This window comes from Pseudomonas sp. HN2, assembly GCF_020736465.1.
Classification (GTDB): domain Bacteria; phylum Pseudomonadota; class Gammaproteobacteria; order Pseudomonadales; family Pseudomonadaceae; genus Aquipseudomonas; species Aquipseudomonas moraviensis_A.
Window position 1 is genome coordinate 3417292 of sequence record NZ_CP085885.1, and the last position, 26690, is coordinate 3443981.

General features: G+C 62.8%; 17 protein-coding genes. 11 read left to right on the forward strand and 6 right to left on the reverse strand.

The genetic code is table 11. From position 1 onward, the window contains the following. Positions 1 to 23 precede the first annotated feature (23 nt). Positions 24 to 1184, reverse strand: a complete 1161-nt coding sequence (locus LIS66_RS14775) for a radical SAM/SPASM domain-containing protein (RefSeq protein WP_227972450.1) — start codon at positions 1182 to 1184, stop codon at positions 24 to 26. Positions 1185 to 1308: 124 nt separating this feature from the next. After that, positions 1309 to 2202 carry a LysR family transcriptional regulator gene (locus LIS66_RS14780; protein WP_227972451.1) on the reverse strand — a complete coding sequence of 298 codons (894 nt, stop codon included), beginning with the start codon at positions 2200 to 2202 and terminating at the stop codon, positions 1309 to 1311. A gap of 113 nt (positions 2203 to 2315) precedes the next feature. On the opposite strand from LIS66_RS14780, the gene LIS66_RS14785 reads away from it, so the two are divergent. The 11 genes from LIS66_RS14785 to LIS66_RS14835 all read left to right on the forward strand — a co-directional run bounded on the left by LIS66_RS14785 (position 2316) and on the right by LIS66_RS14835 (position 9754). Beyond that, the gene (locus tag LIS66_RS14785; protein ID WP_227972452.1) at positions 2316 to 2714 is read left to right on the forward strand and encodes a RidA family protein; all 399 of its coding nucleotides are present in this window, start codon (positions 2316 to 2318) and stop codon (positions 2712 to 2714) included. A gap of 157 nt (positions 2715 to 2871) precedes the next feature. Continuing rightward, a complete protein-coding gene (locus tag LIS66_RS14790) occupies positions 2872 to 3735 on the forward strand; it encodes a putative selenate ABC transporter substrate-binding protein (protein ID WP_042606827.1) in 864 nt (287 codons plus the stop codon). Continuing rightward, the gene (locus tag LIS66_RS14795; protein ID WP_227972453.1) at positions 3732 to 4529 is read left to right on the forward strand and encodes a phosphonate ABC transporter ATP-binding protein; all 798 of its coding nucleotides are present in this window, start codon (positions 3732 to 3734) and stop codon (positions 4527 to 4529) included. Before LIS66_RS14790 ends, LIS66_RS14795 begins: the two co-directional genes overlap by 4 nt. Then, positions 4523 to 5350 carry a PhnE/PtxC family ABC transporter permease gene (locus LIS66_RS14800; protein ID WP_227972454.1) on the forward strand — a complete coding sequence of 276 codons (828 nt, stop codon included), beginning with the start codon at positions 4523 to 4525 and terminating at the stop codon, positions 5348 to 5350. The genes LIS66_RS14795 and LIS66_RS14800 overlap by 7 nt, the downstream gene beginning before the upstream one ends. Continuing rightward, on the forward strand, positions 5347 to 6114 hold the full coding sequence (phnE, locus tag LIS66_RS14805; protein ID WP_227972455.1) for a phosphonate ABC transporter, permease protein PhnE: 768 nt from the start codon (positions 5347 to 5349) through the stop codon (positions 6112 to 6114). The genes LIS66_RS14800 and phnE overlap by 4 nt, the downstream gene beginning before the upstream one ends. A 178-nt stretch (positions 6115 to 6292) precedes the next feature. After that, positions 6293 to 7972, forward strand: coding sequence for an MFS transporter (locus LIS66_RS14810; RefSeq protein ID WP_042606823.1), 1680 nt, complete (start codon positions 6293 to 6295; stop codon positions 7970 to 7972). A 108-nt stretch (positions 7973 to 8080) separates the two neighbouring features. Beyond that, complete coding sequence (locus LIS66_RS14815) at positions 8081 to 8299, forward strand: hypothetical protein (protein WP_042606898.1); 219 nt, start codon at positions 8081 to 8083, stop codon at positions 8297 to 8299. A gap of 231 nt (positions 8300 to 8530) precedes the next feature. Further along, on the forward strand, positions 8531 to 8725 hold the full coding sequence (locus LIS66_RS14820) for a stability determinant (protein ID WP_116657815.1): 195 nt from the start codon (positions 8531 to 8533) through the stop codon (positions 8723 to 8725). Further along, positions 8688 to 8999: a type II toxin-antitoxin system RelE/ParE family toxin gene (locus LIS66_RS14825; RefSeq protein WP_227972456.1), complete on the forward strand. Its 312-nt coding sequence runs from the start codon at positions 8688 to 8690 to the stop codon at positions 8997 to 8999. The genes LIS66_RS14820 and LIS66_RS14825 overlap by 38 nt, the downstream gene beginning before the upstream one ends. A gap of 292 nt (positions 9000 to 9291) precedes the next feature. Next, positions 9292 to 9486: a stability determinant gene (locus LIS66_RS14830; protein ID WP_227972457.1), complete on the forward strand. Its 195-nt coding sequence runs from the start codon at positions 9292 to 9294 to the stop codon at positions 9484 to 9486. A 37-nt stretch (positions 9487 to 9523) separates the two neighbouring features. Then, positions 9524 to 9754, forward strand: coding sequence for a type II toxin-antitoxin system RelE/ParE family toxin (locus LIS66_RS14835; protein WP_252876246.1), 231 nt, complete (start codon positions 9524 to 9526; stop codon positions 9752 to 9754). A 47-nt stretch (positions 9755 to 9801) separates the two neighbouring features. Here LIS66_RS14835 and LIS66_RS14840 read toward each other — a convergent pair whose 3' ends face one another. From LIS66_RS14840 to gspE, 4 genes are all read right to left on the reverse strand, one after another. After that, positions 9802 to 22287, reverse strand: a complete 12486-nt coding sequence (locus LIS66_RS14840) for a filamentous haemagglutinin family protein (protein ID WP_227972458.1) — start codon at positions 22285 to 22287, stop codon at positions 9802 to 9804. A 192-nt stretch (positions 22288 to 22479) separates the two neighbouring features. Beyond that, the gene (locus LIS66_RS14845) at positions 22480 to 23586 is read right to left on the reverse strand and encodes a substrate-binding domain-containing protein (protein ID WP_064362798.1); all 1107 of its coding nucleotides are present in this window, start codon (positions 23584 to 23586) and stop codon (positions 22480 to 22482) included. A 438-nt stretch (positions 23587 to 24024) separates the two neighbouring features. Further along, positions 24025 to 25236 carry a type II secretion system inner membrane protein GspF gene (gspF, locus tag LIS66_RS14850; RefSeq protein WP_159245407.1) on the reverse strand — a complete coding sequence of 404 codons (1212 nt, stop codon included), beginning with the start codon at positions 25234 to 25236 and terminating at the stop codon, positions 24025 to 24027. Then, positions 25236 to 26642 carry a type II secretion system ATPase GspE gene (gspE, locus tag LIS66_RS14855; protein WP_227972459.1) on the reverse strand — a complete coding sequence of 469 codons (1407 nt, stop codon included), beginning with the start codon at positions 26640 to 26642 and terminating at the stop codon, positions 25236 to 25238. Before gspE ends, gspF begins: the two co-directional genes overlap by 1 nt. Positions 26643 to 26690: the final 48 nt, after the last annotated feature.

The window sequence follows — 26690 nt, forward strand, 5'->3', positions numbered from 1 at the left end:
TTGACTGCCACCCCAATGCCGCTTCAGATCACCGAAAACGCACCGGCACCGAGTCGTCCTTCCAGACGCCCACACAGCAGGTAGTGCTGGTAGCCACTGCTGAAAGCACCTTGGGACACCGCCACCCTTACATCGTCATTGAGTCGAAGATACTGGGCTTCATCGAAATTCTCGGCGCTGACTTCGCCGGCGCGCCCCAGTTGCTGGCTGTCCACCGCAAGCCCCTCGCTGGCAAGTCGTTCGAAGTCGAGGATGCGGTTTACCGCGTGCCGCTCTAGAACCCCCTGATTGGGGTATGTCGAGTAGATGTGCAGCCCTTTCGATGCGCAGCGGTCGCACATGTCGACGCAGTTTTTCTGCGTGGATTTGCGCCGTGTCAGTTCCTCGATCGGCATGTCGAGATATTTGCCAACCTGATATTCGGTCTGGTTGAAAATCGTGCAGCACAAGACTGTATTGCCGTTGCAGTCGATCACCAGCCAGTCATCTTTGAGTGTGCAAGCCTGCTTGGGGTAATGCTGCAGGACATTGATCAGATCATCGTAAGGCGGGAGCGCCAGACGTGTGAGCGTTTCGTGGTCAGTGGCTGAAACAGACGGATCGCGCTCGACGATCGCCAGCGCTTTCTCCAGCGGCATCATCACCGAATAACCGGTGGTGAACACAAAGCCGAGACGCTCACTGAACTCGCGCATCAGCGCCTCTTCTTCAATGTTGTCCAGGTAGCGGTGGTAATAAACATCCACTCGCGTCTTCAAGCCGAGGCGTTGCTTGATTTCATGCAGCGCAATCATGTTCTGCTTTACGACTTCGATATCACCGCCGACGTGGCCCTTTTGGTAAGTTTCCTGATGAAAGCCTGATAACGAAATCCGGAAATAACCTGGCTCGGCCAACAGCGCCTTTTCCATATTCTTCGCCAGGTTGAGGTTGGTGCTGATACCGCTCATCATGCCGGCGGCGTCGATGATCTCGATAAACTCGCCGATCTTCGGATGCACCAGAGGCTCGGTCCAGTTGTAGAGGAAGATCGTACGAACGCCCTCGGTTTTAGCCTTTTCAACGATCTGCCTGAACATGTCCAGCTGCATGGATTTCTTGAAATTGAGATTTTCCGAATTGCCCATCGGGCACGAAGGGCAGCTCAGATTGCAGGCGCCAACAATATCGATATACATGTTCATTGCAGGTGGAGCTCCTTGAAGGGAACGCCATGCATCTCATCATTGCATGGGTTTCGGTCGCCGCTTGTGTTGGTATTTTGACGGCTGTGCGACACCCGCAAGCAATAACTGCACCATCGGCACGCTACGCCATCAACTGCACCACCCAGTCGATAAAGACGCGCAATTTCAGGCTGACATGCCGGTTCGGTGGATAGGCCAGATAAAGCGGCATCGACTCAAGCTGCCAGCCCGCAAACAACTGCACCAACTCGCCCCGTACCACATGCGCATCAGACATATACGTCGGCAGCCATAGCACACCCGTGCCGGCCAGCCCCGCCGCCAGATAGGCATTGCCATCATCCACCGCAAGCACATGCCGGCCCTTGATCTGCAGGCGCTCGGTGCCGTTGTGCAAGGTGTACGGAAGAGGTTTACCGGTGCGAGCCCAAAGAAACGCGACCACCCGATGATGGGAGTCTTCCAGTTCGCGCGGATGGTCGGGCGTACCTTCGCGGGCCAGATAAGCCGGTGCGGCAAACACGCCCAATGGCAGATCGGCGATCTTGCGCGCCATCAATGATTGATCGAGCAACTCACCACCGCGCACTACGCAGTCGACGTTCTCATCGATGATGTCGACGATGCGGTCGCTGACGCCCATGTCGATCTGGATGTCCGGGTAGCGCGCGTGAAATTCCGGCAAGGCCGGCACCAGGATCAGCCGTGCGAACGGGCTCGGCACGTCGATGCGCAAGCGCCCGCGTGGCCGTGCGGCGGCGCCGGGCAGGCTGGTTTCGGCGTCGTCCATGTCGGCGAGCAGCTTGATCACCCGTTCGTAATACGCCGCGCCATCAGCGGTGACGTTGACCTTGCGCGTGGTGCGGTTGAGCAGCTTGACCCGTAGCCGCGCCTCCAGTTGCTGCACCAGTTGCGTCACCGTGGTCTTGCTCATGTGCAAGGTTTCGGCAGCTTTGGTGAAACTGCCTGCCTCGACCACCCGGGCAAAGGCCTGCATCGCATCGAACCGGTCCATCCGCGCCTCTCGATTGTTTGGAATTTGCAAACAGTGAACGCCAAGCTTGCGCGTTTATCGCGGCTCTGCAAATACCTAAAGTCAGCCCATCAACCACTGATGGAGTCAGCACCATGTCCAAGCGCGATGTAGTTTTCCCACCCGCCCGCCACGCCCTGTACGAGCGTCACCGTTACTCGCCGGCGATTCGCTCCAACGGTTTCCTGTTTGTCTCAGGACAAGTCGGCAGTCGCGAGGACGGTTCGCCCGAAGCGGATCTGCGCGATCAGGTGCGCACGGCCTTCAACAACCTCAACGCGATCCTCGCTGCGGCCGGTTGCAGCTTCGATGATGCGGTGGATGTCACCGTGTTCATGGTCGACCCGCACTCGACGTTCGAAACCATCTGGAGCGTGGTGCCGGAGTTCTGGGGCGAAGCGCCGTTTCCGACGGTGACGGCTGTCGGCGTGACCTGGCTGGCGGGTTTCGATTTCGAGATGAAGGTGATTGCCAAACTGCCGGAAGCGGCTTGACCGGTACAGCACACAAACAGACACAACGCGCCGGCAGGGAGGCTGGCCAATCTCCTCGCGAATGCGTATAACCTCGCCGTTTCGTCTACCCTGACGTGGCGCGCCGCTCTGTAGCGGCAGCCCTTCGAATGTTGACGCTTACGAAACGGAGAATTCTATGTTCAAGCGTACCCTCGCCCTCACCGCCGGCCTGGCCCTGTCCTTTTCTGCCCTGATGACGCAAGCCGCTGATGTCCTGCGCGTCAGCGCGATTCCCGACGAAGCGCCGACCGAACTGCTGCGCAAGTTCGAACCGCTGGGCGCCTATCTTGAACAGCAGTTGGGCATGAAGGTGCAGTTCGTCCCGGTCGCCGATTACCCGGCGGTGGTTGAAGCCCTGGCCACCGATCGCCTCGACATGGCCTGGCTCGGCGGTTTCACGTTCGTGCAGGCCCGCTTGAAGACCGACGCCACCACCCCAGTGATCCCGCTGGTGCAGCGCGAGCAGGATGCGCAGTTCACCAGCAAATTCATCACCGCCGACCCGAACGTAAAAAGCCTCGCCGACCTCAAGGGCAAGACCTTCGCCTTCGGTTCGGTGTCGTCCACCTCGGGCAGTCTGATGCCGCGTTACTTCATGCTGAAGAACGACGGCATCAAGCCTGAAGGCTATTTCAGCCGTGTCGCCTACTCCGGCGCGCATGACGCCACCGTTGCCTGGGTGCAGGCTGGCAAGGTCGATGCCGGTGTATTGAACGCCAGCGTCTGGCAGAAACTGGTCGATGCCGGCAAGGTCGACACCACCAAGGTCAAGGTCTTCGCCACCACCCCGACCTATTTCGATTACAACTGGACCGTGCGCGGCACCCTCGACAAGGCGCTGGCAGCGAAGATCAAGAAAGCCTTCCTCGATCTGGACCCGGCCAATCCTGAGCAGAAGAAGATCCTTGATCTGCAAGCCGCCAGTCGCTTCATCGACACCAAGCCCGAGAACTACAAGGGCATCGAGGAAGCCGCCCGCGCCGCCGAACTGCTGAAATGACCCTACGCCTCACCCAGGGCAGCCTGCGCCATGCCAATGGCGTCGATGCCCTTCGCAACATCGACGTGCAGATTGGTGTCGGCGAACAGGTCGCGATCATCGGCCCGTCCGGCGCCGGCAAATCGAGCCTGCTCAACCTGCTGGCAACCGCGCTCAAGCCCAGCAGTGGCGACATCGAAGTGCTGGGCGAACGCGCCTGGCAGTTGTCGGCGCGCCAGCGTCAGCGCCTGCGTGCGCGCATCGGCCTGGTGCATCAGGCGCCGCCGATTCCACCACGTCAGCGGGTGATCACGGCGGTGCTGGCCGGCAAGCTTGGCCAGTGGAGTCTGGGTAAAAGTCTGTTGAATCTGCTGCATCCGCTGGATGTGGCAGGCGCCCGCGCGGCGTTGGCGCGGCTGGATCTGGGCGACAAACTGTTCGCCCATTGCCAGCAGTTGTCCGGCGGACAGTTGCAGCGCGTCGGCATTGCGCGAGTGCTCTATCAGGCGCCAGAAATATTGCTTGCCGACGAGCCGGTGTCAGCGATGGACCCGGTGCTCGCCGGCCACACGTTGTCGATCCTGTCGCGCCACGCCCGTGATCACAACGTCACGCTGGTGGCGAGCCTGCACGCGGTGGATCTGGCATTGGCGCACTTTCCACGGATCATCGGCTTGCGCGACGGGCAGATTCTGTTCGATTGCCCCTCCGAGCAAGTCAGCCGCGACAAGCTCGATGCGCTATACGCCAATGAACAACTGCAATCGCCAGCACCGGCGGTTGCGCCTTTGATTGTGCAGATTCCGCGATGCTGAAAGCTGATTCACGGGACCCGGCGGCGTGGCCGCGATTGTTGCTGACGCTGCTGGCGCTGGCCCTGTTGTGGCCGGGCATTCAGCTCAGTGAGCTGGACCTGGGCGTGTTGTTTCAGGCCGATAGTCAGAACGAAATGGGCCGTTTCGTTTCGGCGTTCTGGCCGCCGGCGCACGATGAAGGGTTCCTGCAATTACTTTTCAAAGCGACCCTGCAAACCCTGGCAATTGCCACGGCGGGCATGGCCCTGGCCCTGCTGCTGGCGGTGCCGGCGAGCCTGATCGCCAGCCGCGCGCTGTCCCTCTCGGCGGCGTCACGGGGCGGCGTGCCGAGCCTGCCCGGGCGCTTGCTGCGCTGGCCGGTTCGCGGCTTGCTGATTTTTCTGCGCAGCGTGCCGGAAATCGTCTGGGCGCTGTTGTTTGTTCGTGCCGTCGGCCTCGGCCCGGCGGCGGGCGTGCTGGCCATCGCCATCACTTACAGCGGCATGCTCGGCAAGGTCTACGCGGAGATTTTCGAATCCACCGACCAGCGCCCGGCGCACGCGTTGTTGCAGGCCGGCAGCGGTCGATTGGCGGCGTTTGCCTACGGCACGCTGCCGAATGTCGCCGCCGAACTGCTCTCGTACACGGTGTATCGCTGGGAGTGCGCGATCCGTGCCTCGGTGGTGATGGGCTTTGTCGGTGCCGGTGGGCTGGGGCAACAGATCGACCTGTCGATCCGCATGTTTGCCGGCGGTGAAGTCGCCAGCATGTTGCTGACGTTCCTGCTGCTGGTGCTGTGCGCCGACCAACTCAGCCGCTTGCTGCGCTGGAGGCTGACATGAGGCGCGTGATCAATCTGCTGCTGCTCGCCGCCATCGCGCTCTCGGTAGTCGCATCTTTCGCTTATCTGGAACTGGACCTCGCCGAACTGGGCAGCGCCAACAGCCTCAAACAGATGGGCAGTTATGTGCAGCGCTTTCTCAGCCCTGACTTAAGCGCCGGCTATCTGAAAGCCATCGCCCACGGCTCATTGGAAACCCTGGCCATGTCCGCGCTGGGCACCTTGCTCGCGGCATTGTTCGGCATCGTCCTCGCGCTGCCCGCCGCGGGGCGTTTCGGCTGGCCGCTGCAAAGTACGGCGCGTCTGCTGCTCAACGGCTTGCGGGCGATTCCGGAGCTGGTCTGGGCGGCGCTGATGGTGCTCGCGGCCGGGCTCGGCCCCAACGCCGGCACCCTCGCCCTCGCCCTGCACACCACCGGCGTGCTCGGTCGGCTGTTCGCCGAAGCGCTGGAAAACACTCCGCCACAACCGGCAGAGGCGATTCGCTTGCAGGGCGGCAATCCGATTCTGGCGTTCTGCTACGGCACCTTGCCGAACCTCGCCCCGCAACTGCTCGCCTACTGCCTGTATCGCTGGGAAAACAACATCCGCATGGCCAGCGTGCTGGGTTTCGTCGGCGCTGGCGGCCTGGGGCAGATGCTGTATGTCAGCCTGAGTCTGTTCCAGGAAGCGCAGGCCAGCACGGTGATTCTGGCGATGCTGTTGCTGGTGTTTCTGGTCGACTGGCTGAGTGCCTGGAGCCGGCAGCGTTGGGTCAAAGCGTAGGCCCAGTGGATATTCGCCAAAAGCTGATTATGCTTCAGGAAACCTTGCAGCCCTGCGAGGCGGTCAGACTGTGCAAGCTTCACGCTAGAGCAACGGCGGCAGATGCCAACGGGCCAGAGTGCGACAGGCAGTAACGGGGGACTCCGGCCTACAACAATAAGCACGACGGAGAACACCCATGGCCACAATCGACACAGCATCCACCGGCACGCCGCCCCGCAGCGGCGGCATCACCAGGGAGGAGCGCAAGGTCATCTTCGCTTCCTCGCTGGGCACGGTTTTCGAGTGGTACGACTTTTACCTCTACGGCTCACTGGCGGCAATCATCGCCAAGCACTTCTTCGCCGGTGTCAACGAAACCACTGCATTCATCTTTGCCCTGCTGGCGTTCGCCGCCGGGTTTGCAGTGCGGCCGTTCGGCGCCATCGTCTTCGGGCGACTCGGCGACATGATCGGGCGCAAGCACACGTTCTTGATCACCATCGTGATCATGGGGGTGTCGACGGCGATCGTCGGTCTGCTGCCCGGCTATGCGACCATCGGCGTTGCCGCACCGGTCATCCTGATCACCCTGCGTCTGCTGCAAGGTCTGGCGCTGGGCGGGGAATACGGCGGGGCCGCGACCTACGTGGCCGAGCATGCACCACGCAACCGGCGCGGCTTTTTCACTTCGTGGATTCAAACCACCGCCACCCTCGGTCTGTTCATGTCGCTGCTGGTGATTCTCGCCTGCCGCACGGCGCTGGGCACCGAAGCGTTCGAGGCGTGGGGCTGGCGGATTCCGTTTCTGCTGTCGATCATTCTGCTGGCCGTGTCGGTGTACATCCGCCTGCAACTGAGCGAGTCACCGGTGTTCCAGAAAATGAAGGACGAAGGCAAGGCCTCGAAGGCGCCGCTGACCGAATCCTTTGCGCGTTGGGACAACCTCAAAGTGGTGATCATGTCGCTGCTTGGCGGTACCGCCGGGCAAGCGGTGGTCTGGTACACCGGGCAGTTCTATGCGCTGTTCTTCCTGTTGCAAACCCTGAAGATCGACGCGCAGACCGCCAACCTGCTGATCGCCGGTTCGCTGTTGATCGGCACACCGTTCTTCGTGATCTTCGGCAGCCTGTCCGATCGCATCGGGCGCAAGCCGATCATCATGGCCGGATGCCTACTGGCGGCACTGACCTACTTCCCGATCTTTCATGCGCTGACCCAGTACGGCAACCCGGACGTGTTCGTCGCCCAGGAGAAAAATCCGGTCAAGGTGATCGCCAACCCTGATCAGTGTTCGTTTCAGTTCGATCCGGTGGGCAAGGCCAAATTCACCAGTTCCTGCGACCTGGCGAAAACCCTGCTGGCGAAACGCGCGATCCCGTACGAGAACGTCGCCGCCGAACCGAACACGGTCGCGCAGGTGCGCATCGGTGACCGCGTCGTCGAGAGCTTCGAAGGCAGCGCCCTCCCCGCCGCCGACTTCAAGACCCGCAACGACGCCTTCACCGCCAACCTCGCCGCGGCGCTGAAAGACGCCGGTTACCCGGAAAAAGCCGACCCGGCGAAAATCAACTACCCGATGATGCTGCTCCTGCTGACCGTGCTGGTGATCTACGTGACCATGGTGTATGGCCCGATCGCCGCGTGGCTGGTCGAACTGTTCCCGACGCGCATCCGCTACACCTCGATGTCGCTGCCCTACCACATCGGCAACGGCTGGTTCGGTGGCTTCCTGCCGACCGTGGCCTTCGCCATGGTCGCGGCCACCGGCGATATCTACTACGGGTTGTGGTACCCGATCGTGATTGCAGTCGCGACGGCGATACTCGGCACGTTCTTCCTGCCGGAAACCAAGGACCGCGACATTCTCAAGGACTGAAAATCGCTGCTGTGCCCTCTCCTGCTGGAGAGGGCCGTGGCCCTGAAAAAATTCGAACGTCTGGCGCCGCGCTGTCTCCAATGTGAACACCCACAGGAGGCCAGCGCCATGAACCCCAACGACGACAAAACCCCCAACGCCCCGCCCACCGATGCCAGCGGCAAACCGGTGAACGTGGTCGAACGCGACCTGCAGGACCGCGACGGCAAAACCGAAGGCGTGGACAAGGTCATCACGCCTTCCTCCACTCGGGTCAAAGAACAGGAGGCCGAAGAATTGCAGCGTAAGGTCGACGAGATCGAGCGCAAGGTGGCAGACGGTAATTGACTGCGGCGTGGCTGTGGCCGCTGCTTTGAGCGGCGGCTGTCAGCCCAATGACAGAAAGCTGATTTCCTACAGAATCGAACTACACCCCTGATCGACTTCACGTGCATCACAAGCGAAGCGTCTGACAGATTTGAATCGTCTGTTTGGAGATGATGAGTCCCTCGTCCTGCCAGTGACGACAACGAGCCCACATCCCCCTTAGACTGCTTCACATTGATCATGGAGGTCATGATGAGCGCTGAACTTTCACTTATCGTTTCAGACTTCGAAACCGAAGAAGAGGCTGCGGATTACGACCTTTGGTTTCGTGCGCAGGTCCAGGAAGCACTTGATGATCCGCATCCGGGCGTTCCCCATGCGGAAGCCATGGTGATGCTCGACCAGATGATTGAAAAAAACCGCAGGAAGCGCCGCGCTGCAGGTTAAATGGAGCTACAAGGCTATTCGTCAACTGGCTGAAATCTTTGAGTACATCGACCAATACAATTCCGGTGCATCGGTTTCATTGCGACGCAAAGCCGGAGCCGCAGCGCAAAAACTTTCTTCCATCCCCTACGGCTACCGATCCGGTCGGGTGCCTGGCACTCGCGAAATGGTGATCCATCCTAACTATCTTCTGGTTTATCGGGTGAACGGGGGTATCCAAATTCTGAGGGTACTTCACGCTCGAAAAAAATATCCCCGAACCCATTCACTCTAAAAAAGGCGGCTAACTGGCCGCCCTCGGGGTAGGAGCCGAGAATCGAGCCGCCGAAGACAACATGAGGACATGGGTTGGCGCCGAGCCATATTTGGAAGCTGTCAGCCCGATCGCCAAAAACTGATTTCCTACAGAATCGAACTACACCCCTGATCGACTTCACGTGCATCACAAGCGAAGCGTCTGACAGATTTGAATCGTCTGTTTGGAGATGATGAGTCCCTCGTCCTGCCAGTGACGACAACGAGCCACATCCCCCTTAGACTGCTTCACATTGATCATGGAGGTCATGATGAGCGCTGAACTTTCACCTATCGTTTCAGACTTCGAAACCGAAGAAGAGGCTGCGAGCTATGACCGTTGGTATCGGGCCAAGGTACAAGCCGCACTTGATGAACCACGCCCGCCTGTTCCCCACGACGAGGCAATGGTGCTGCTAGGCCAGATGCTGGAAGAGAGGCGCAAGAATCGACGCGCTGCCGGTTAACTGGAGCAAACCGGCTCTTGGAGATCCGGCTGACATCATCGAATACGTTGAACAACGCAACACTGTCGCTTCACTTGCACTGCACCAAAAGCTCAGCGCGGCAGCGCGAAGGCTTTCCTGGATACCGCATGGTTTCCGCTCCGGCCGAATACCGGGCACTCGCGAAATGGTCATTAACTCGAATTATTTACTGGTCTATCGGGTGACAGACCAGATCAATATTCTGACCGTATTGCACGCCCTTAAAAAATATCCATACCACTCATAAAAAAAGGCGGCCAACCGGCCGCCCAAACGTACTACACGAGAGTCCTTTTACAACGTCAACTGACCACGCTCCTCCTCGGTCAGCTGCTGCTTCGCCTGTTCATCCAGCGCCCCGGCGCCCAGTACCTGCACCGGGCTGTCCGGGTTGTAGCCCGTCGTCGGCGCTCGGCTGGCACCATCGCGCGTTGGTGCCAGTTGCTCATTGCCGAAGCTGAGCACCTGCACAGTGAACACCGAGGCCTGGTTCTGCCGCGCCGCTGCCTGTTGCTGACGGGCGACGTCTTCCGCAGCTTGGGTCGCCGAGGTAGCCGCCGAACTGGCCGAGGTAATTGCGCCGGTGTTGACCGCCGACACCACTGGCACGCCGGTCGCTTTGCCTTGCACGGAAATGTTCGCGGCGTTGACCACCGTCAGCGCGGCAATGTTGACGTTACCGGAGACGCGAATCCCCGCCTCGCCGGCATCGATGGTACCCAGTGGCGCGATCAGGTCGATGTTGCCCGGTGCCACCTCGGCGATCGGGTTGAGCGTGGCGATACCGGCGCCAGTGCTCGGCACCGACGGCGACAGCGTGACGTTGCCCCAGGTGTCGTACACACGTTTTGGCGGTGTGTAGACCACGGTGGTTTTCGAGCCGCGACCGGCGTTGATGTCGCCCTCGGCGGACCAGCCGAGAATCGAGCCGCCGAAGGTGGTCATGATCCGGCTCTGGCCGAGCAGAATGCTGCCCTGCGAGTACAACTGAATGTCGCCCGAGCCCTGGGTGATGATCCCCGCTGTCGACGGCGGCGCCGCGCCTTCGATGCCAAACACCTGGCCACCGCCCGGCGTGAGCATCTGGATATCGCCGCCAAACAGCGTCTTGACCCCGGCGCCGCCGTACAGGGTGATATCGCCGTCGTAGCGAATCGGATTGCCGGCCACATCGGTGGTCGGGAACAGCGCCGCAATGGCGTTGCGACCGCGCAGGTAACTGCCGGTGCGCGGGCCATCGGCATCGGTGTATTCCAGGCCGCCGGCGCGCAGTTCGGCGAAGTACACCTGGCGGGCGAAGATCGCCTGCTCGGTACTCGGCAGTGTGGCGTAGAAGGCTTGCGCCTGTTCGTCGCTACCCTTGAAGCCATAACCCAGGCTCAGCCAGCTCTGCAGTTCTTCGACGTAGGTCTTGACCACTTTGCCCGGTTGCGCGCTGAGGGCCACAGCGGAGTCCGCGACGTTTTGCGGATTCAGGTACCGCGCGATGAAGCGTGAATACTCCGGCCCCTGCACGCCCGCGCCTGCTTGCAGCACAACACTGGCGCCCGGTCGGTTATCGCCTGCGGCAATCGGCCCGAGGCTGGTCACACTGGCGCGGTCCTCCATGAGAATGTTGCGCCCGGCATTGATGTCCAGCAGGCCGGGACCGGCGATGTCAAAGCTGCTGTAAAGAATGTCCCGGCCCGCTGAGACCCGTGACACATCCCGGGGATCGTTATGGATGAACAGATTACCGGTAGACGTCGCCGCATTGGCGCCGCTGCCAATGTCATCGGCCACGGTCGATGGCTGGCCGAGGAAAGTGCCGGAGGCGACAATGTCGCGCCCTGCCAGCATCCACACCGGGCCGGCGGCTTCGTACCAGGTCTGGTTCGACGGTGAAAAGCTCAGCGTCTCGCCACTGCGAACACCCACCAGATCACCACTCAACGCATAGAAACGCGCCGGCGCCTGCACTGCGCTGGCGGAGGAATACGTGTCTGCACCGAAGGCAAACAGCGAGTAACGCAGATTTTTATTGGCCTGCGTGCCATCGCTGCTGTAGTTGCTCACAAGTGGCCTGCCGGAGGTACTGCTGGCAAAACCGTTGAAGGCTGGAGCAAACGGTGTAGCAATGGCCGACAAGTTCGCCCCGGACTGATTGATGGCATAGCCGCCGGCATAGATCGAGTCACCGGCCAGCAGCTCCAGCTGCCCTCGGTTGGACGGCGCCAACAGCAGCGAATATGCGAGCAATGGATAGGCGCTCGCCTGATTGTAGGCGGCGGACGGGCCGGCATAGATCGAACCCTGTGCCGCGACCGCGCGCAGGATCGACGGATAGACAAAGCGGCCATCCGTCGGCGCCGTGTTGCTGCCGGTGACCAATTGGCCGTTGTAGAACTCGGCCATCTGGGTGCTCGGCGCGAGATTGCCGCCAGCGGAAAACAGCTCGATGGCGGTGTGATCGGTCCACAGCGAAAAACTGCTCAAGCCGCCGCCGGCATGCTCGACGCCGTCACGATCGGTGAACGGCGTCGAGTTCTGCAAGCGCACCCGACCTGGATCCGCCGCGCCGCCCAGCACCAGATCGCCGCGTGTGCTCAAACGCATCCCCGAGTCGCCAGGGATCAGCGCCAGGCCTCCGCCGGCATTGCCAACCGTTGCCGTGAACGGATCGTAGGCACGTACTTCGCGCGGGTCCTGCAGGGCGGCTGACGCGCCGTACTGCAAGTTGATGCCGCCCAGCGCGGCACTGCTCATCTCGGCCGCACCACGCAGGTTGATCAATGCGCCTTGCAGGTCATGGCGCGGTACCGAAATGCCGTTCTGCCCTGCCCGAGCCTGCAACGATGGGTTGAGCGTACCGCCGATGCGAATGTCCATGTCGCCGCCGCCGGTCAGTTGCAGGCTGCCGTCGCTGGCGACTCGCCCGGTACTGCCCACCGCCACGATCAAGCCCTGACTGCGCGGATTGAACTGCGTGTCGCCGAGCGTCTTGAGCATGCCGGCATCGCCACCGGCGCGCAGGCTGATATTGCCGCCACCCAGCGTGCCAAATCCGGTGAAGCCCACCAGATAAGGCCCGGTATCGACACTTTGATCCGGCAGGGGTTGGGTCGCATAGCTGCCGAAATTGATCCACCACGCGGTGGGCACGTCAGCGTTGCCACTGCCCTGGCGCCACAGCCAGTTGCCCACCGAAACACTGGCGACCTGTTCGCGAAGGTCGGCTTGCGAGTTGACGGCGCGACGGCCAACCGTATCGCCGGAAAGCGACCCGCCGGCATGGACAGTGAGATTGCCGCCAAGCGTCGGATACCAGGCCTGGTAGAGACTGTCGGCACCGCCATCTACCCACTTTTCATAGTCGGCGCCGCCGCTGCCCAATACGCTGCCGTTGTCGGTCAGGCGGCCGCGCGGCTGATTGAAACGCGGATCGACATCGCTGGCCTGGGTGCCGGCGGTGTACACACCGAACGGCGAGTCCATGCTCAGATTGCCGGCCGCCAGCAGGTCGAGATCGCCAGTGCCGGTGCGCAGCACGCTGAACATCTGCGTGTGCGGAGAAACCGTGATGCCGCCCTTGTTTGGCGTGCAGGACGCAGGATCGGCGTCGCACCAGAACATCTCGTCATCGGTGACCGGCGTACCCGCCGGCATGCCGGCGATGTTGTCCGGGGCCCAGAGGAACTTCGCCGGTGCGATGCAGGCGCCCGGCAGGATATCGCACAGGTACAGGTCGTCGGCGCTGACCACATCGCCCGCCGGGTAACCCATAGGGTTGCCCTCAGCCCAGACGGTATCGAGTTGTTTCTCGACCACTTTCAAACCGTAATGGGTGTCGGCCAGACGCAGATCACCGTCGCTGGTCAACGGTTTCACCGCGCGGGTATCGGCCGCCGCCAGATCGGCGCCGGCCACCACGCGCATCGACCACGAGGCACTGCCCGATGGCAACAGACTCGCCACCGCCCAGTTGCTGCCCTGCTGGGTGGCGTTACTGTAACCACGCAGCTCGATAAACGCAGTGCCGTCGGCCAGGACCACGTCGGTCATCGACGGAATCAGCGACCCGCGCAACAGCGCCAGTGCGCCGCTCAACCTGACGCCGACGGTGGTGTTGTCGGCACCCAGCGCGCCGGGCAGTGGCACACCCTTGGGCCAGAGCATCGCTTGCAGCGCCGTGGCGTTGCTCAAGCGAGTGCCGGCGCCCAGGCGGCTGCCGGCAGGCAGACTGACGCTGTCGCGCAGCAAGGTGCCGGCGGCGTACAACAAATTGCCCGACGCATCGTGGATCGCACCCGCCAGCACGGTTCCGGCGCTGATTGTGTAAGCCTCGGCCAGCGTCCCGTCAGTGGGCAGCACTGTGCCGCTGGCTAACGTGCTGGCCTGAATCGGCAGGTCGTAGTTCAGTGTCGTGCCCGAGGGAAATTGCGTACCTTCGGCCAGGGTCACGCCGCTGCCGGGCACGATCAGGTCGCCGCCAAACGGCTGTACCCCCGGCAGCAGCTTCCAGCCGGCGTCATCGACCGTTTCCGGCGGCGGCGCGAAACCGTCGTTGAGACTGCCGTGGATATCGAGATTGCCACCGGCGCGCATGACCAGACTGCCGGATTCGCCGGAGCCGTAAGCCGCGGTCTTCTGCGTGTGCGGATTGAGGCTCGCATAGCGATAACGTGACAGGTCGATATCACCCTCAACCAGCAGGTCGCCATCGCTGCGGTTGCTGACGATCTCGACCCCCGGACGCAGATGGAACGCATCGGCATACGTGGCATTGTTCAGGCCGGCGAGTTTGCGTTGCAGCAGATCGGTGTTGGCCAGCGCGGCATCAATGAAGTAGGTGCTGTCGACATCGATGCGATCGAACAGCGCCTGATCGATCACTTGATACGGCCGGCCACTGGCGGCCGGATCAACGCCGTCGCGGGCATCGCTGTAGCGGCGCACACCGTTGAGACCGATGGAGCGTGCGCCTTGCACGGTCAGCGTACCGCTGGCGTCGATGGCGATGTCGTTGCTGCCCAGACGCGGCGCATTGAGCTCAAGCGTGCCGCGCGGCAGACCATCGTTCTGTCCTGGCAGATTGCCGACCGGCGCATCGGTGCCGTGGCGCAGATCGATACGGGCACCGGAAGCGAGAGTCAGCGAGCCGTCCCCGGCGTTGAGTTCGACCATGGCGCGGTTCGGTGCGTCGATGATCTTGCCGTAGCTGTCGACCCGCAGCACCCGGCCGTGAGCATCGAGCAGCGCATTGCCGGCCACTGTCAGACCGTTTTTCGCCGACAGCCGAATGTTGCCGACCCGCTCGCCACTGGCGTCAATCACGCCGGCCACGGTGAGGCTGCCATTGTCCACCGAGACATTGACCTCACCGGCCCTGAGTCCATCGCCAATCAGCAGATCACCTTGCTTGAGCTGGAAGCTGCGGCTGCCGAACACTTTGCCGGCGTTCAAGCGCTGGTTGAGCGCGGCGAATTGCTCGCTCAGCTCGCCGCCCAGGCTTTGCGCCCGGATATCCACGCCGCCGGCCTTGTACGGCACCAGCGTGCCGCCGGCGTCGTAATAACCGCCGCTGGCGCCAAGGATCTCGCCTTGCAGGTCGACTACCCCGGCGTCGGTCGCCAGCGCCACTGCGCTGAGGCTGCCCGCCTGATGGTTCTGCGCCGACAGATCGATTCGCGAGCCAGCGGCCTGGCGGATATTGCCGTTGTGGCTGAACAACGCCACATCACCGCCCCAGCTGTATTTGTTGACATCGTTGAAGACCAACGTGCGACCGGCCAGATCTAGCCGTGCGTTGCTGGTCAGCGTCAGGTCGTCCTCAGCCTTGACTGTCAATTTGCCGCTGGCCAAAGCGATGCGCCCATCGATCACGACATTGCGCGCCGCGAGCGTCAGCTCGGCGCCCAGCGCATCGGCCGATGCCTGGCCGCCGCTACCGGTCAGGAGCAAATCGTTGCCGGCCCTGAAGGCGTTGACCGAAGCCGCTTCGCCCGTGAGCAAAGGCGTGCGCAGGGTCAGATTGCCGCCGCTGTAGGCGTAGCCGTTGACCGGGTCGTACGCGCCCTGTTGCTGATATACCGCGAGGCTGCCCTTATGGTTGGCGGTGATGCGCTCGCTGGCGCTCAGGTTGACGTTGGCAAACCCCAGCGCAAGGCGATCGTTCTGATCCAGGCCGCTGGCTTGCGGGTTCGGGCCGTAACCGAATTCGATGCGCTGCGCCTGAATGTCCAGTGTGCCTGCCCCGGTGCCAGCCCCCAGGCTGACGACACTGCCGGGACGCTGCGGGGCGCCGTTCCAGGTGAGCCGGGCAGTACGGAGGGTGGCCACGTCAGTAGCCTCGCCCTGACCGTAAATGGCCGGCGTGGTCAGAATCAGATTCTGCAATCGGCTCTGGCCGGTCTGCCGGTCCAGCGTATCGAGGGACAGACTGCCGAAGAAATTGAAAGCGTCGCGGGCGGTCAGGCTCAGGGTTTCCAGAGCGGGAGCGCCGTACTGCGTGTCGCCCTGCAGCAGCCGGTCGAGCACGTTCTGACTGAGGGTCAGCCCCGCCGGCACGCGCTCGCCCGCTGCGGCCAGCGCCTGGGCACTGCCGGCATTCACATTGCCCACGGCCAGGGTCAGGTGGCGGGTGCCGAAGCGTACCGACTCGCCGAGTTCGAACTGTTTGTCAGTGGCGGCGGTGATGCTCCCGGCCGAATACAGCAGCGCCGGCGCCTTGCACACCTGCGCCAGGCAAGTGCCGATGCGAATGGTCCCGGCCGCCGTGCTGTCGTTCACTTCCGGCGCAAGGACATTGGTCCAGCCGTTGGACGCGAGCAACAGGCTCGCCGCGCCCGGCTGATAGATATAGCCGGCCGAAGAATCGTACGACACCTCACCACGGCCGAGCGTGTTGATCCCGGCGCCGGCTTCGACCGTAATGCCACCGCGCGCTGTGTTGGTCCGCAAGACCACCTCGGGGGCCGACAGAATCGCCCCTTCGCGCAAGGTGATCGCCGACATGGCGCCCTCGAACGAGATGATATTGCCAGCCGTGGCGTACTGCACGGTTGGCTGTGCACCGAGGGTCAAGCGCCCGGCATTGAGTCTGTTAAGGGTCTCGGCATACAACGACACGCCGCTGAAATCGGCGCTGCGCTGGTGTCCGGCACCGAGCACTTCAATCTCGTCTGCGCCGCCGCGAACCACCGCGCCACCGGTCATGCCGCCTGCGGTCGGCTTGAACAGGACCTGGCCATTGAAATCCACGGCACTGTCGCGCTCGCCGCCCTGAAGCAATAGCAGGTTGAGGGTTTTGCCGTCCATCGGCGCCAGCGCTCGCGGCACGCCACGCCGCGCGGCGTCACTGCGCACGAAATCGGTGAAGCTGGTTTCGTTGTACTGCGAATAACGGCGCAGCACGTCGGCCGAAGTGATGATGAGCTGGCTGGCGATACTGTCGCGCACGCCGGTGTTGGCGATCGACATCTGCCCGGCACTGCTCCATGAGCCGTTGCGCATTTGCTGCGCGGCGCCTGTGAGACTTTGCGCAACCTGACCATTGACCTCGACCCGAAACGCGCCGGGCAGCAAGGCAAAGGTCGAAGGCAGCAGCGTGTAGGTGCCAGCCGCCAGGCCCGGCACGCCGACGCCAATCGTCACCTGCTGGCCAATACGCGGATCGACCGCACCCGCCTCCCCCAGCATCGGCGCGTAGGCGCTCTGGTTGCCCGGCACGATCGCATAGACCGGGTTGCTGGCCAGCCCCGGCAGACTGAAAGTGCCGTCGGCGGCATTGCGCACCAGCGGGTTGAAACGGGCATCGGTGGAACCGCCGCGTCCCGAGACAAACCCGGCGCCGCGCAGATCACCGCCACCGGACAGATCGATAACCGCGCCGTTCTGCACATCGACATATTGCGATTTCAGCGTGACGCCTGCGGGCCCACCGGCGATGCCCTGCAACACCACCGACGCGCCGTCATAGCGATAGTCGATGCCATCGGTGGTGCCGCCATAAGGCATGAGCAGACCGGCGCCGCTGACCGATGTGACACTGCCCGGCAGCAGGTTCAGCTCGCGGGTCTTGGTGAAAATATCATCGCCCAGGCTGATCGCGCCAAGTGGTGCGCGCAGCGTGCCGCCCTGCTCGATGTGGCCGGCGATCAGCGACAGGCTGCCAAACACCGAGTAAGGCAGCGCGACCGGTGCCGGCCCGTTCTGAGCGACGCGCAGGGTATGCACCGGGTCGTCAGTGCCGTCCTGATAGCCGACGCGCACTTCGGCGGTAACGCCGCTGGCGGGATAGATCTGCGCTGCCGTGAGATTCAAGTCGCCCGCCGTCCACAACTGCGTTTTGCTTTTGTCAGCCGGCGCGAGGAAGCGCAGGTCGCCACGGCTGCCCAGCGTCACCTGTTCGAAGCCGCGTCGGCTGACCTCGCTGGCCGACGCATTCAATTGCGCGATCGAGCCCTTGGCGCCGAAAGACAGGCTGTTGGCCACATCGAGCAAATCCGCCGACGCCGTGAACTGCGCGGACGACAACGCCGGGGTCGGGCTGTTGAGCACTTGCGGACGAATCGAACCGGGGATGGAAAAATACGTGCCGATGCCGGACAGGCGAATGTACGGCGCCGTCAGATTGATACGTGAGGCGTCCGGCGAATTTTCTGCCAGCGACAACGCACCGGCGTACACATCCAGGCTCTGCTTCATGTGCAGATCGACATCGCCATCGAATGACAACAGGCCGTTGCTGAACAGACTCAGATTGTCGAAACCGCCGGACATCAAGCGGTCGGCGCTCAGACGTGCCTGGCCATAGTGCAAGCCGTCATCGGCAGCGCCTGGCTGCAAATCATTCGGCAGCAACGCGGCCTGCGCTTGCTGACCGATGACGATTTCACGCGGACGGCGCACCGTGTTCTGCGCTGCCGACAGCAGGTACAGCGGCGTATCCAGCGCAATCTCCAACTGCCCGCCTGCAGCCGTTGCACCACCCGCCGCAGCCTGAAGCTGCCCATCGATGTACAGACCGTTGTAGGAACTCAGACTGATCCGGCCACCGTCGCTGGCGACTCGGGTCTGACCTTGCCCCACGACATCGATCACCGCCTCGGTGCCGCTCGCCTCCAGCCGCGCGCCCTCGCGCACGATGATGTAGGCATCCGCCGCCGTCGCCGTGGCCTGTTGCGCATTGATCTCGCCGCCAATGACGATGCTGCCGCCCTTGTCGACCTTGCCGTAGGTACGCCCCAGCACATCGCTGGCCGTAGCCGATCGACCGGCGACATCGAGCACTGCCTGTTCACCGATCCAGATCGAGCGATCATGAGCCTGCGCGCCAAGGTTGTCGCCGAAGGTTGCCGGGTTGATCGCGGCAAACTGCTGCTGGCGAATGTCGATGGAACCGCCCCAGGCATTCAGTTCGCCGTTGACGGTGATTTGCCCGCCGCCGCGCAGGTCGATGCGCTGGCCGGGGTCGACAGTGATCCGCGAGCGCTGGCCCAGCGTCAGGGTGCTGGTAGTCGGGTCGATCAACCCGATCCGGCTGGCGCCGGCCTGCAACGCAAGACTGGCGCCCGCGCGTTGGGTCAGCACGCCCTTGAGCGGATCCTGCTGGTACAAGTCCGGGGTCCACAATTGCAGTGCCGAGCGCGGATCGGCACCGCTGGCCTGGCTGGCAGCCGCCTCGGCAAAGCGGTACACCGGCATCGTTACATCGAGCGCCGCACCGTCGGCAAGGTCCAGCCCCTTCAGGCCGATGACGCTGTAAGCGGCGAAACCTTTATTGAACAGATTCGAATTCAATTGCAGCGTGTCATCGGCCAGCGCCTGGTCGGTCTGGCCGATCAGCACTTTGCCGGCCTGAATCGTCAAGGTGCCACCGCCCGTCACGCCATAACCACGAATGTCGCCGTCGAGACGCAGATGCGTGGCGCCCGGCGCGGTGATGGCGTTGGACTCCAGCGTCACATCCCCGCCCTTGCCGCCGCGGGTCTTGCCGTTGACCAACACCGCACCGCCGGAAGACGCGTCGAGCAGGCTGCCACTGCCGATCTCGATATCACCACTGCTGCGAATCGCGACGCGGCCAGCGTTCACATAGGCCAGGCTGGCGCTGTCATCCGGGTTGGTGCGCAGGTTGCTCCACAGCCCGCGGGTGTCGAGGCGCACGCCGTCGCCGAGCGAAACTTGCGTCGGCTTGCCCGCTTGCGCGGTGATCAGCGTGTCGGTGCGGGTGGTGGACAGCAGTTGATTGAGCACGTTGCCCAGTTGCAGGCTGCCGCCGCGTGCGGTCAGGTCGGCGTTGACCTGCACATCCGGCGCGTACAGGGTGATGTCGCCACCGGCATCCACGCTGAGTGCATCGTTGACCTCGATGCGGTCTCTCGCAGCAATCTTCACTGCCCCCGGACGCCAGCTATCGAGCTGCGCGGTGTCGAGATACAACTTGCCCTGGCGCGCCTCGGCAACTGCCCCGGCAAGTCCGGTATCACCGGCATCGACCGGGCGCTCGCCGCCGAGCTGCACCTGATCGAGCAACGGGTTGAGGCTGTACAACAAGCCCCCGGCCGACGCGATATACGCCGGGTCATAACTGCCGACGATCAATTGCCCACGCCGGGCCAGCGCGGTCTGGCTCTGCGCGTAGCCATCGATGACCGCACGCGGTGCCTGGGTCTGGCGCTCGCCCTGATAGACCTCACCGAGCATCTGCCCCTCAAGCACGGCATTACCGGTGGCAATCACCAACTGACCGGCATCGCGGCCCACGGTGTAGCCGGATTCCCGACGACTGCCCGGCGCGATCAACGGGCTGTAGTAATAGTGGCTTTGGCCCCAGCGTGCGCTGCTGTCCTCGTAGCCTTTGTACAACCCGGTGTAGAGCAGGTCTCCCGGTGCGCGGGACACCTCGTACAACTTGCCGTCCGCGCCGCGCAACCAGCTCTGGCGAATCTCGCCGCTTTGCACATCGAGCGTGCCGCCCGACAGATTGATCAGCGAACCTTTCTCGGTGACCACATCATTGCCAGCGAAGCTCAGCGTGCCGCCCTGCGCCATCCACTCGCCGATGCCGTGACCCTGGGTGCCAAGGTAGCCGCCCACTTCGAGCAATCCGCCCGCCGTGTACCAGCGATCCGTCGCATAACCATTGGTGCCGGCCGGCACATGCACCAGTTCACGCACGTCGACCCAGATATCGTTGCTGTTGAGCGCACCTTTTTCCCGATTGACCGACGCATCACGCTGCTCGTTGCCTTGCACGTTGATCTTGATGCTGTTGGTTTCCATCGCGACTTTCACGCCAATGGCCCCCGACACATCGATCATCGCGCCGTCGCGCACCACGCTGCGACGCCCCGCTGTCACCGCGACCTGACCACTGGTCGCGAGGGTGATCGAACCCTGCTGGAACTCGACGCTGCCGCCACTCTGAATGTCGATGCGCGACTGATCGCTGCGGATTCTGTTGTTGGCGTTGACCCCGGTAAGCGCCGCCTGATGCTGGCTGTCGAGCGCCGTCAGGTCACTGCTGTCGAGCAGAATGGCCGTGGCACTGCCCTGCCCCAGCGTGACACTGCCGGTGCTGTCACTTGCCGGGTTGAGCAAATGCACGGTGCCGCGCGTGGCCACCGAAGTGCTGGCCAGCGCCACGCCGTTTTGCTGCACGTCATGCCCGGTCAGGGTGATGTCGCCGGTTGCTGCCTGAATCAAGCCCTGGTTACTGACTTTGCCGGCGGCGGAATCGGCGTTGAAGCCAGGAACCACCTCGTTACCGAACGTCGTGGAAAAACCGTTGCCCTCGGTACCCGAGCCTTTGCGGATATAAAAACGATCGCCCGCGCCAAGCACGGTCTGGCCTTTGGCGGTGCTGATGCTGCCGTCGTTTTGCACTTCGTTGCCGAGCAGCAAGGCATAGCCGCCGGCATCGGTGGACTTGCCGGGCTTGTGGGTTGCAATCGTGGCGCCGCGCTCCACCAGTACCTTGCCAGCGGCGTCGGTGAAGGTCGGTTGACTGGCGCTGCTGTCGACATACAGCCCACGCTCGCTAAATTGAATGTCGGTGATATTGGCAGCGGCGGCGACCAGATTGCGTACGTTGACCTGGCTGCTGCCGCTGAAAACGATACCGTTGCGGTTGATCAGCATCACCGTGCCGTCACCCTTGATCTGACCCTGAATCTGACTCGGCCGCGCCGTCGGATCGTTGACCCGGTTCAGAACCGCCCAATTCGCCTGCTGGGCAAATTCGACGGTGGTGTTACGGCCGACGTTGAAGGTTTCCCAATTGAGAATCGCCTTGTCCGCCGTCTGCTCGATACGCACCTGGGTCTTGCCATCAGCCTGGGTCTGCTGCGGGCCTTTGGCGTTCTGCCAACCCTGCGTCAGGCTGTTGTCGACCTTCAGACCACCCTCGCCGAGACCGTCCGGGACGAACTGCACCGAACCCAACGCGGTCGCCCGACCGGCCGCCTGCGCAGCCTGTTGCGCGGCGATCGCGGCCACCGTGTTGTTCAACGTCTGAATCGAGCGTTGCAACTGCTGAGTGGCTTTCTGCTGCTGTGCCAGCGGCGGCGCCATGCCCGGCAACCCGCCCGCATTCGGTCGCGCCGCTGCGATTTGCTGGGCGGCACCCTTGGCGGCAAACCAGCCCGAGCTGAATGCCGTTTGTGCGTGCGCGCTGCCAGCCACCAGACACAACGCCACAGCCTGCGCCAGCGGCTTGAGCAGCCACAGCGCCGGGTCAGCGGTTTCTCGTTGGGACGAGGGGGCGTTGTTACGACGACGGGACGGGCGAGCAAGCATCACGACAAGATCCTTTTCTGATAAGCCGCAGATCGGCAACAACCTGCTGTCAGGACGTAGGCGGTTGTCGCCGGCCACGACCGAACAGATGTCACACAAACTTCATGAATGAGGAGTAACGGCGCCCCACGGCAAAAAAAATGGCAGCCCGAAAACGGGCTGCCATTCGTGTTGCCGGGTGAAACTGCAGGCTTATGGGCGGCCGATGGCGTTGCACACGCTAGCGTTGTTGATGTCCAGCTTGTTGCCCGAAGTGTTGCTGACGAAGTTGGCGGTAATCGCGTTCTTCCAGTTGGTTGGCACGATGCTGAAGCCGTGCGCGAGGGTTGCGGCGGCGTTGCCCGGCACGCTGTAGTGGGTAGTCAGGAACGCTTTGACGTCAGCGGCCACAGTCGCATCCTTGTAGCACTGGCCCAGGATCAGGTTGGTGTAGGCGGAGATCGGGTAACCGCTGGCCGGGTTGGCGACCACCGGAGCCCACTGCTCTGGTTTGGTCGGATCAGTCGGCAGAGCGGCGGTCGACAGCGCCGCCGTTACGTTGGCCTGAGTTGGCTGTACGCCGTTGACGCGGGCAACCACCGCGTTGTTGGCGGCAGCAACACCGTCCGGACCGACATAACCGAGCGAACCGTCAACCAGGTTTACGGTTGGCGCTACGTTGGCGGTATCGGCAACGCCTACCCAGTTCGAAGGCAATGCAGAACCGGCTGGCAGGCGCGCATTGGTGAACGTCGAGTTGGTGGCGAACTTGGTTGGGCAGATCGACGCCAGGTGACGGCTGAAGATTTCCGTGGTGCCGCTGGAAGTGCTGCGGTAAACGATGCGGATCGGCGTGGTGTCAGCGGTGCCGAGCAATTGACCCCAAGTGGTCTTGGTGCCGGAGAACGCGTCGCACAGTTGCGCGCTGGTCAGGTTCAAAGCGGTCTGACCGGACTTTTTGTAGGGCACGGCAACCGAAGTGGCTACCGATGGCAGCTGGATCAGCGGGCCGTACGCAGTGCCGAAGTTGGTGGTGTAAGTGGTCAGCTCAGCGGTGCTCAGTACCGAATCGCTACCGGCGAAGTGCACGGTGCCGGTGGTGTTGAACAGTGCCGAGTTGTTGGTCAGGAAAGCGCTCTTGCCAGTGCCGCTACCGGTGCCCAGGTAGCTGAAGTTGGCTGGCAGGATGCTGTTGGCAGAACCTTTGTACAGCGCGGCAGGCAGCGTCGCGCCACCACCGGTAACGTTGGCGGCCATGGCCTGGGCGGAAGCCAGAGCGGCGACGGTCAGTGAGGCGGCGATCAGAGTGCGCTTGAACATGAAGAATCTCCTTTTCAACTTGGTTTGGAACACAGGTTTCGGAAGGCTTGCATGACACCGGGAGGGTCCACCGTGGTGGAGCCGCAGGGAGAAATTCGCAGCTTCCGGTGACAGATAAAGGAAAAAACCTCGGGAGCTGCGCGGGGATTTTTGTGCGGATTTCTCGGGTGTTTGCGGGGTATCGCGGGGCGTCTGGATCGCGGGTTTGGCTGAATCGGGCTGGAGCCGTTGGCGGGTGGTTGCAGATGACAGAATGGAGAACCCGAGGATGGTCGGATTGGCGCTCGGGTGGTGCTGAGGCTGGTGAAAAATATTTGAGTTTTTTCGTGTCGCTACTGGCGCTTTCGCCAGCAGGCTCGCTCCCACAGTTCAAATGCATTTCTCCTGTGGGAGCGAGCCTGCTCGCGAAGAGGCCGGCCCGGCCAACATCAAACCCGGCTACTGCACCAACTGGTTGATCTCAATAATCGGCAACAACACCGCCATCACAATCACCAGCACCACCCCGCCCATCACCACAATCATCAGCGGCTCGAGCAACGCGGTCATGCCCATCGCCCGTCGTTCGATATCCCGCGATAGGGTCTGCGCCGCGCGCTCGAGCATCGGCGGCAGCGAGCCGGTTTTCTCGCCGCTGGCGATCAGGTGAATCAGCACCGGCGGGAACACATTCTCCACCCGCAACGCGGCGGCGAGGTTGACGCCTTCGCGCACTTTCGCCGTGGCCTCGCTGACGCTCAGGCTCAAGCGGTCGTTGGACAGGGTCTGCCGCGCCGCTTCCAGTGCGCGCAACAGCGGCACCCCCGCGCCGCCGAGAATTGCCAGCGTAGATGCGAATCGCGCGGTGTTCAGGCCGAGAATGAAACGCCCGAACAGCGGCAATTTCAGCACCCGGTGATGCCAGCTCAACCGCGCTGCCGGATTGCGCAAGTACAAACGCCAACTCCAGAACGCCCCGGCCATGATCGCTGCGCACAACCAGCCCCAGGCGCGAATGAAATCACTCGCTGTGAGCATCGCCAGCGTCAAACCGGGTAAATCCTGCCGCGCCTGGGAAAAAGCGCTGACCACCTGCGGCACCACGTAGCTGAGGAGGAAAATCACAATGCCGATCGACACCAGCCCGACCACACCGGGATAGATGAACGCAGTAAGAATCTTGCCGCGCAGGTTGTTGCGTTCCTCGATGTAATCGGCCAGGCGTTCCATCACCTGGGCCAGATCGCCGGACTCTTCGCCGGCGGCAATCAGCGCGCGGTAGATCTCGGGGAAATCCCGTGGCCGCGACGCCAGCGATTCAGCCAGACGCATGCCGCTGCGCACATCGGCACGCACGGCGCTGAGGGTCTGGGCGATGTGTTTCTTCTCGGCCTGTTCGACCGTGGCACTCAGCGCGGCTTCCAGCGGCAGACTGGCACCGAGCAGGCTCGCCAGTTGCCGCGTGGCCCAGGCGAGGTCGTTGTCGGAGAGTTTGGCGCTGAACAAACCACCGCCACCGTGTCGGGCGACGTTGCTTTCCTCGTGCACCGACAGCGCCGTCAAACCGCGCCCGCGCAAGGCACTGAACGCAGCACTCTGGCTGTCCGCCTCAAGGTGCCCGGACTCGATTTTTCCCGTGGCATCCGCCGCTTCAAAACGATAGCGATTCATCAGGCGTCCCGTGTCACACGAAGGATTTCTTCCGGCGCGGTGGCACCGCTGCGAATCCAGCGTTCACCATCCTCACGCAAGCTGAACATCCCCGCTTTCGACGCCGCCGCGCGCAAGGCCTGCTCCCCTGCCCCTTGGTGAATCAGCGTGCGGATGTCGTCGTCGATGCAGAACAATTCATGGATGCCGGTGCGACCGCTGTAACCGGTGTGGTTGCACGCCGGGCAACCGACCGGACGCCAGGTGCCAGGGGTGGCCGGGTCTTCCTGTTTGCACTGATTGCACAGGCGCCGCACCAAACGTTGCGCAAGGACGCCAAGCATTGACGACGCCAGCAAGAACGGCTCAACGCCCATGTCGATCAGACGATTGACCGCCGACACCGCATCGTTGGTGTGCAGCGTCGCCAGCACCAGATGCCCGGTGAGCGAGGCCTGCACGGCGATTTGTGCGGTTTCCAGATCGCGGATCTCGCCGATCATGATGATGTCCGGGTCCTGGCGCAGAATCGCCCGCAGCGCGAGGGCAAAGGTCATGTCGATCTTGGCGTTGACCTGAATCTGGCTGATCCCCGGCAGGTCGTATTCCACCGGATCTTCTACGGTGAGGATGTTGCTGGTGCTCGCATCCAGACGCGCCAGCGCCGCGTAGAGGCTGGTGGTCTTGCCGCTGCCGGTCGGCCCGGTGACCAGCACGATGCCGTGGGGCTGGCGGATCAGGTGGTCGAGTTTGGCCAGCACCTGCGCATCCATGCCGAGGGTTTCCAGCTGCAGGCGCCCGGCCTGTTTGTCGAGCAGGCGCATCACCACACGTTCGCCGTGGCCGGTCGGCACTGTCGAGACGCGGATATCGATCGGCCGCCCCGCTACGCGCAACGCGATCCGCCCGTCCTGCGGCAGGCGTTTTTCGGCGATGTCGAGCTGGGCCATGATCTTGATCCGCGACACCAGCGCACCGTGCAAGGCCTTGCGCGGCGAGACCACGTCACGCAGGGTGCCGTCGACGCGGTAGCGCACCACCGAATGGGTTTCGAACGGCTCGATATGAATGTCGCTGGCCTCGTCGCGCGCGGCCTGGGTGAGCAAAGCGTTGATCATGCGAATTACCGGCGCGCCGTCCTGAGTGTCGAGCAGGTCGGTGATTTCCGGCATGTCCTGCATCAGCCGATCGAGATCGACCTCGTTCTCGGCCGCGCCGACCACCGCCGCCGCACTGCCGGTGTCGGCGTAAGCGCTGGCGAGCAAACCGTCGAGCTCATCATCGCGCACCCGCTCGACCTGCGTCGCACCGAACTGCCGGCGCACTTCACTGATCGACCAACCGGGCGTCGACGGGCACACCGTCAGCACATCGTCACGCAGCAGAATCCGCTGCGCCTTGGCCCAGGCATAAGGCAATCTACTCACGAAACACTTCTCCCAAGGACCCACGGCTGCACCTCATCCGTGTGGCAA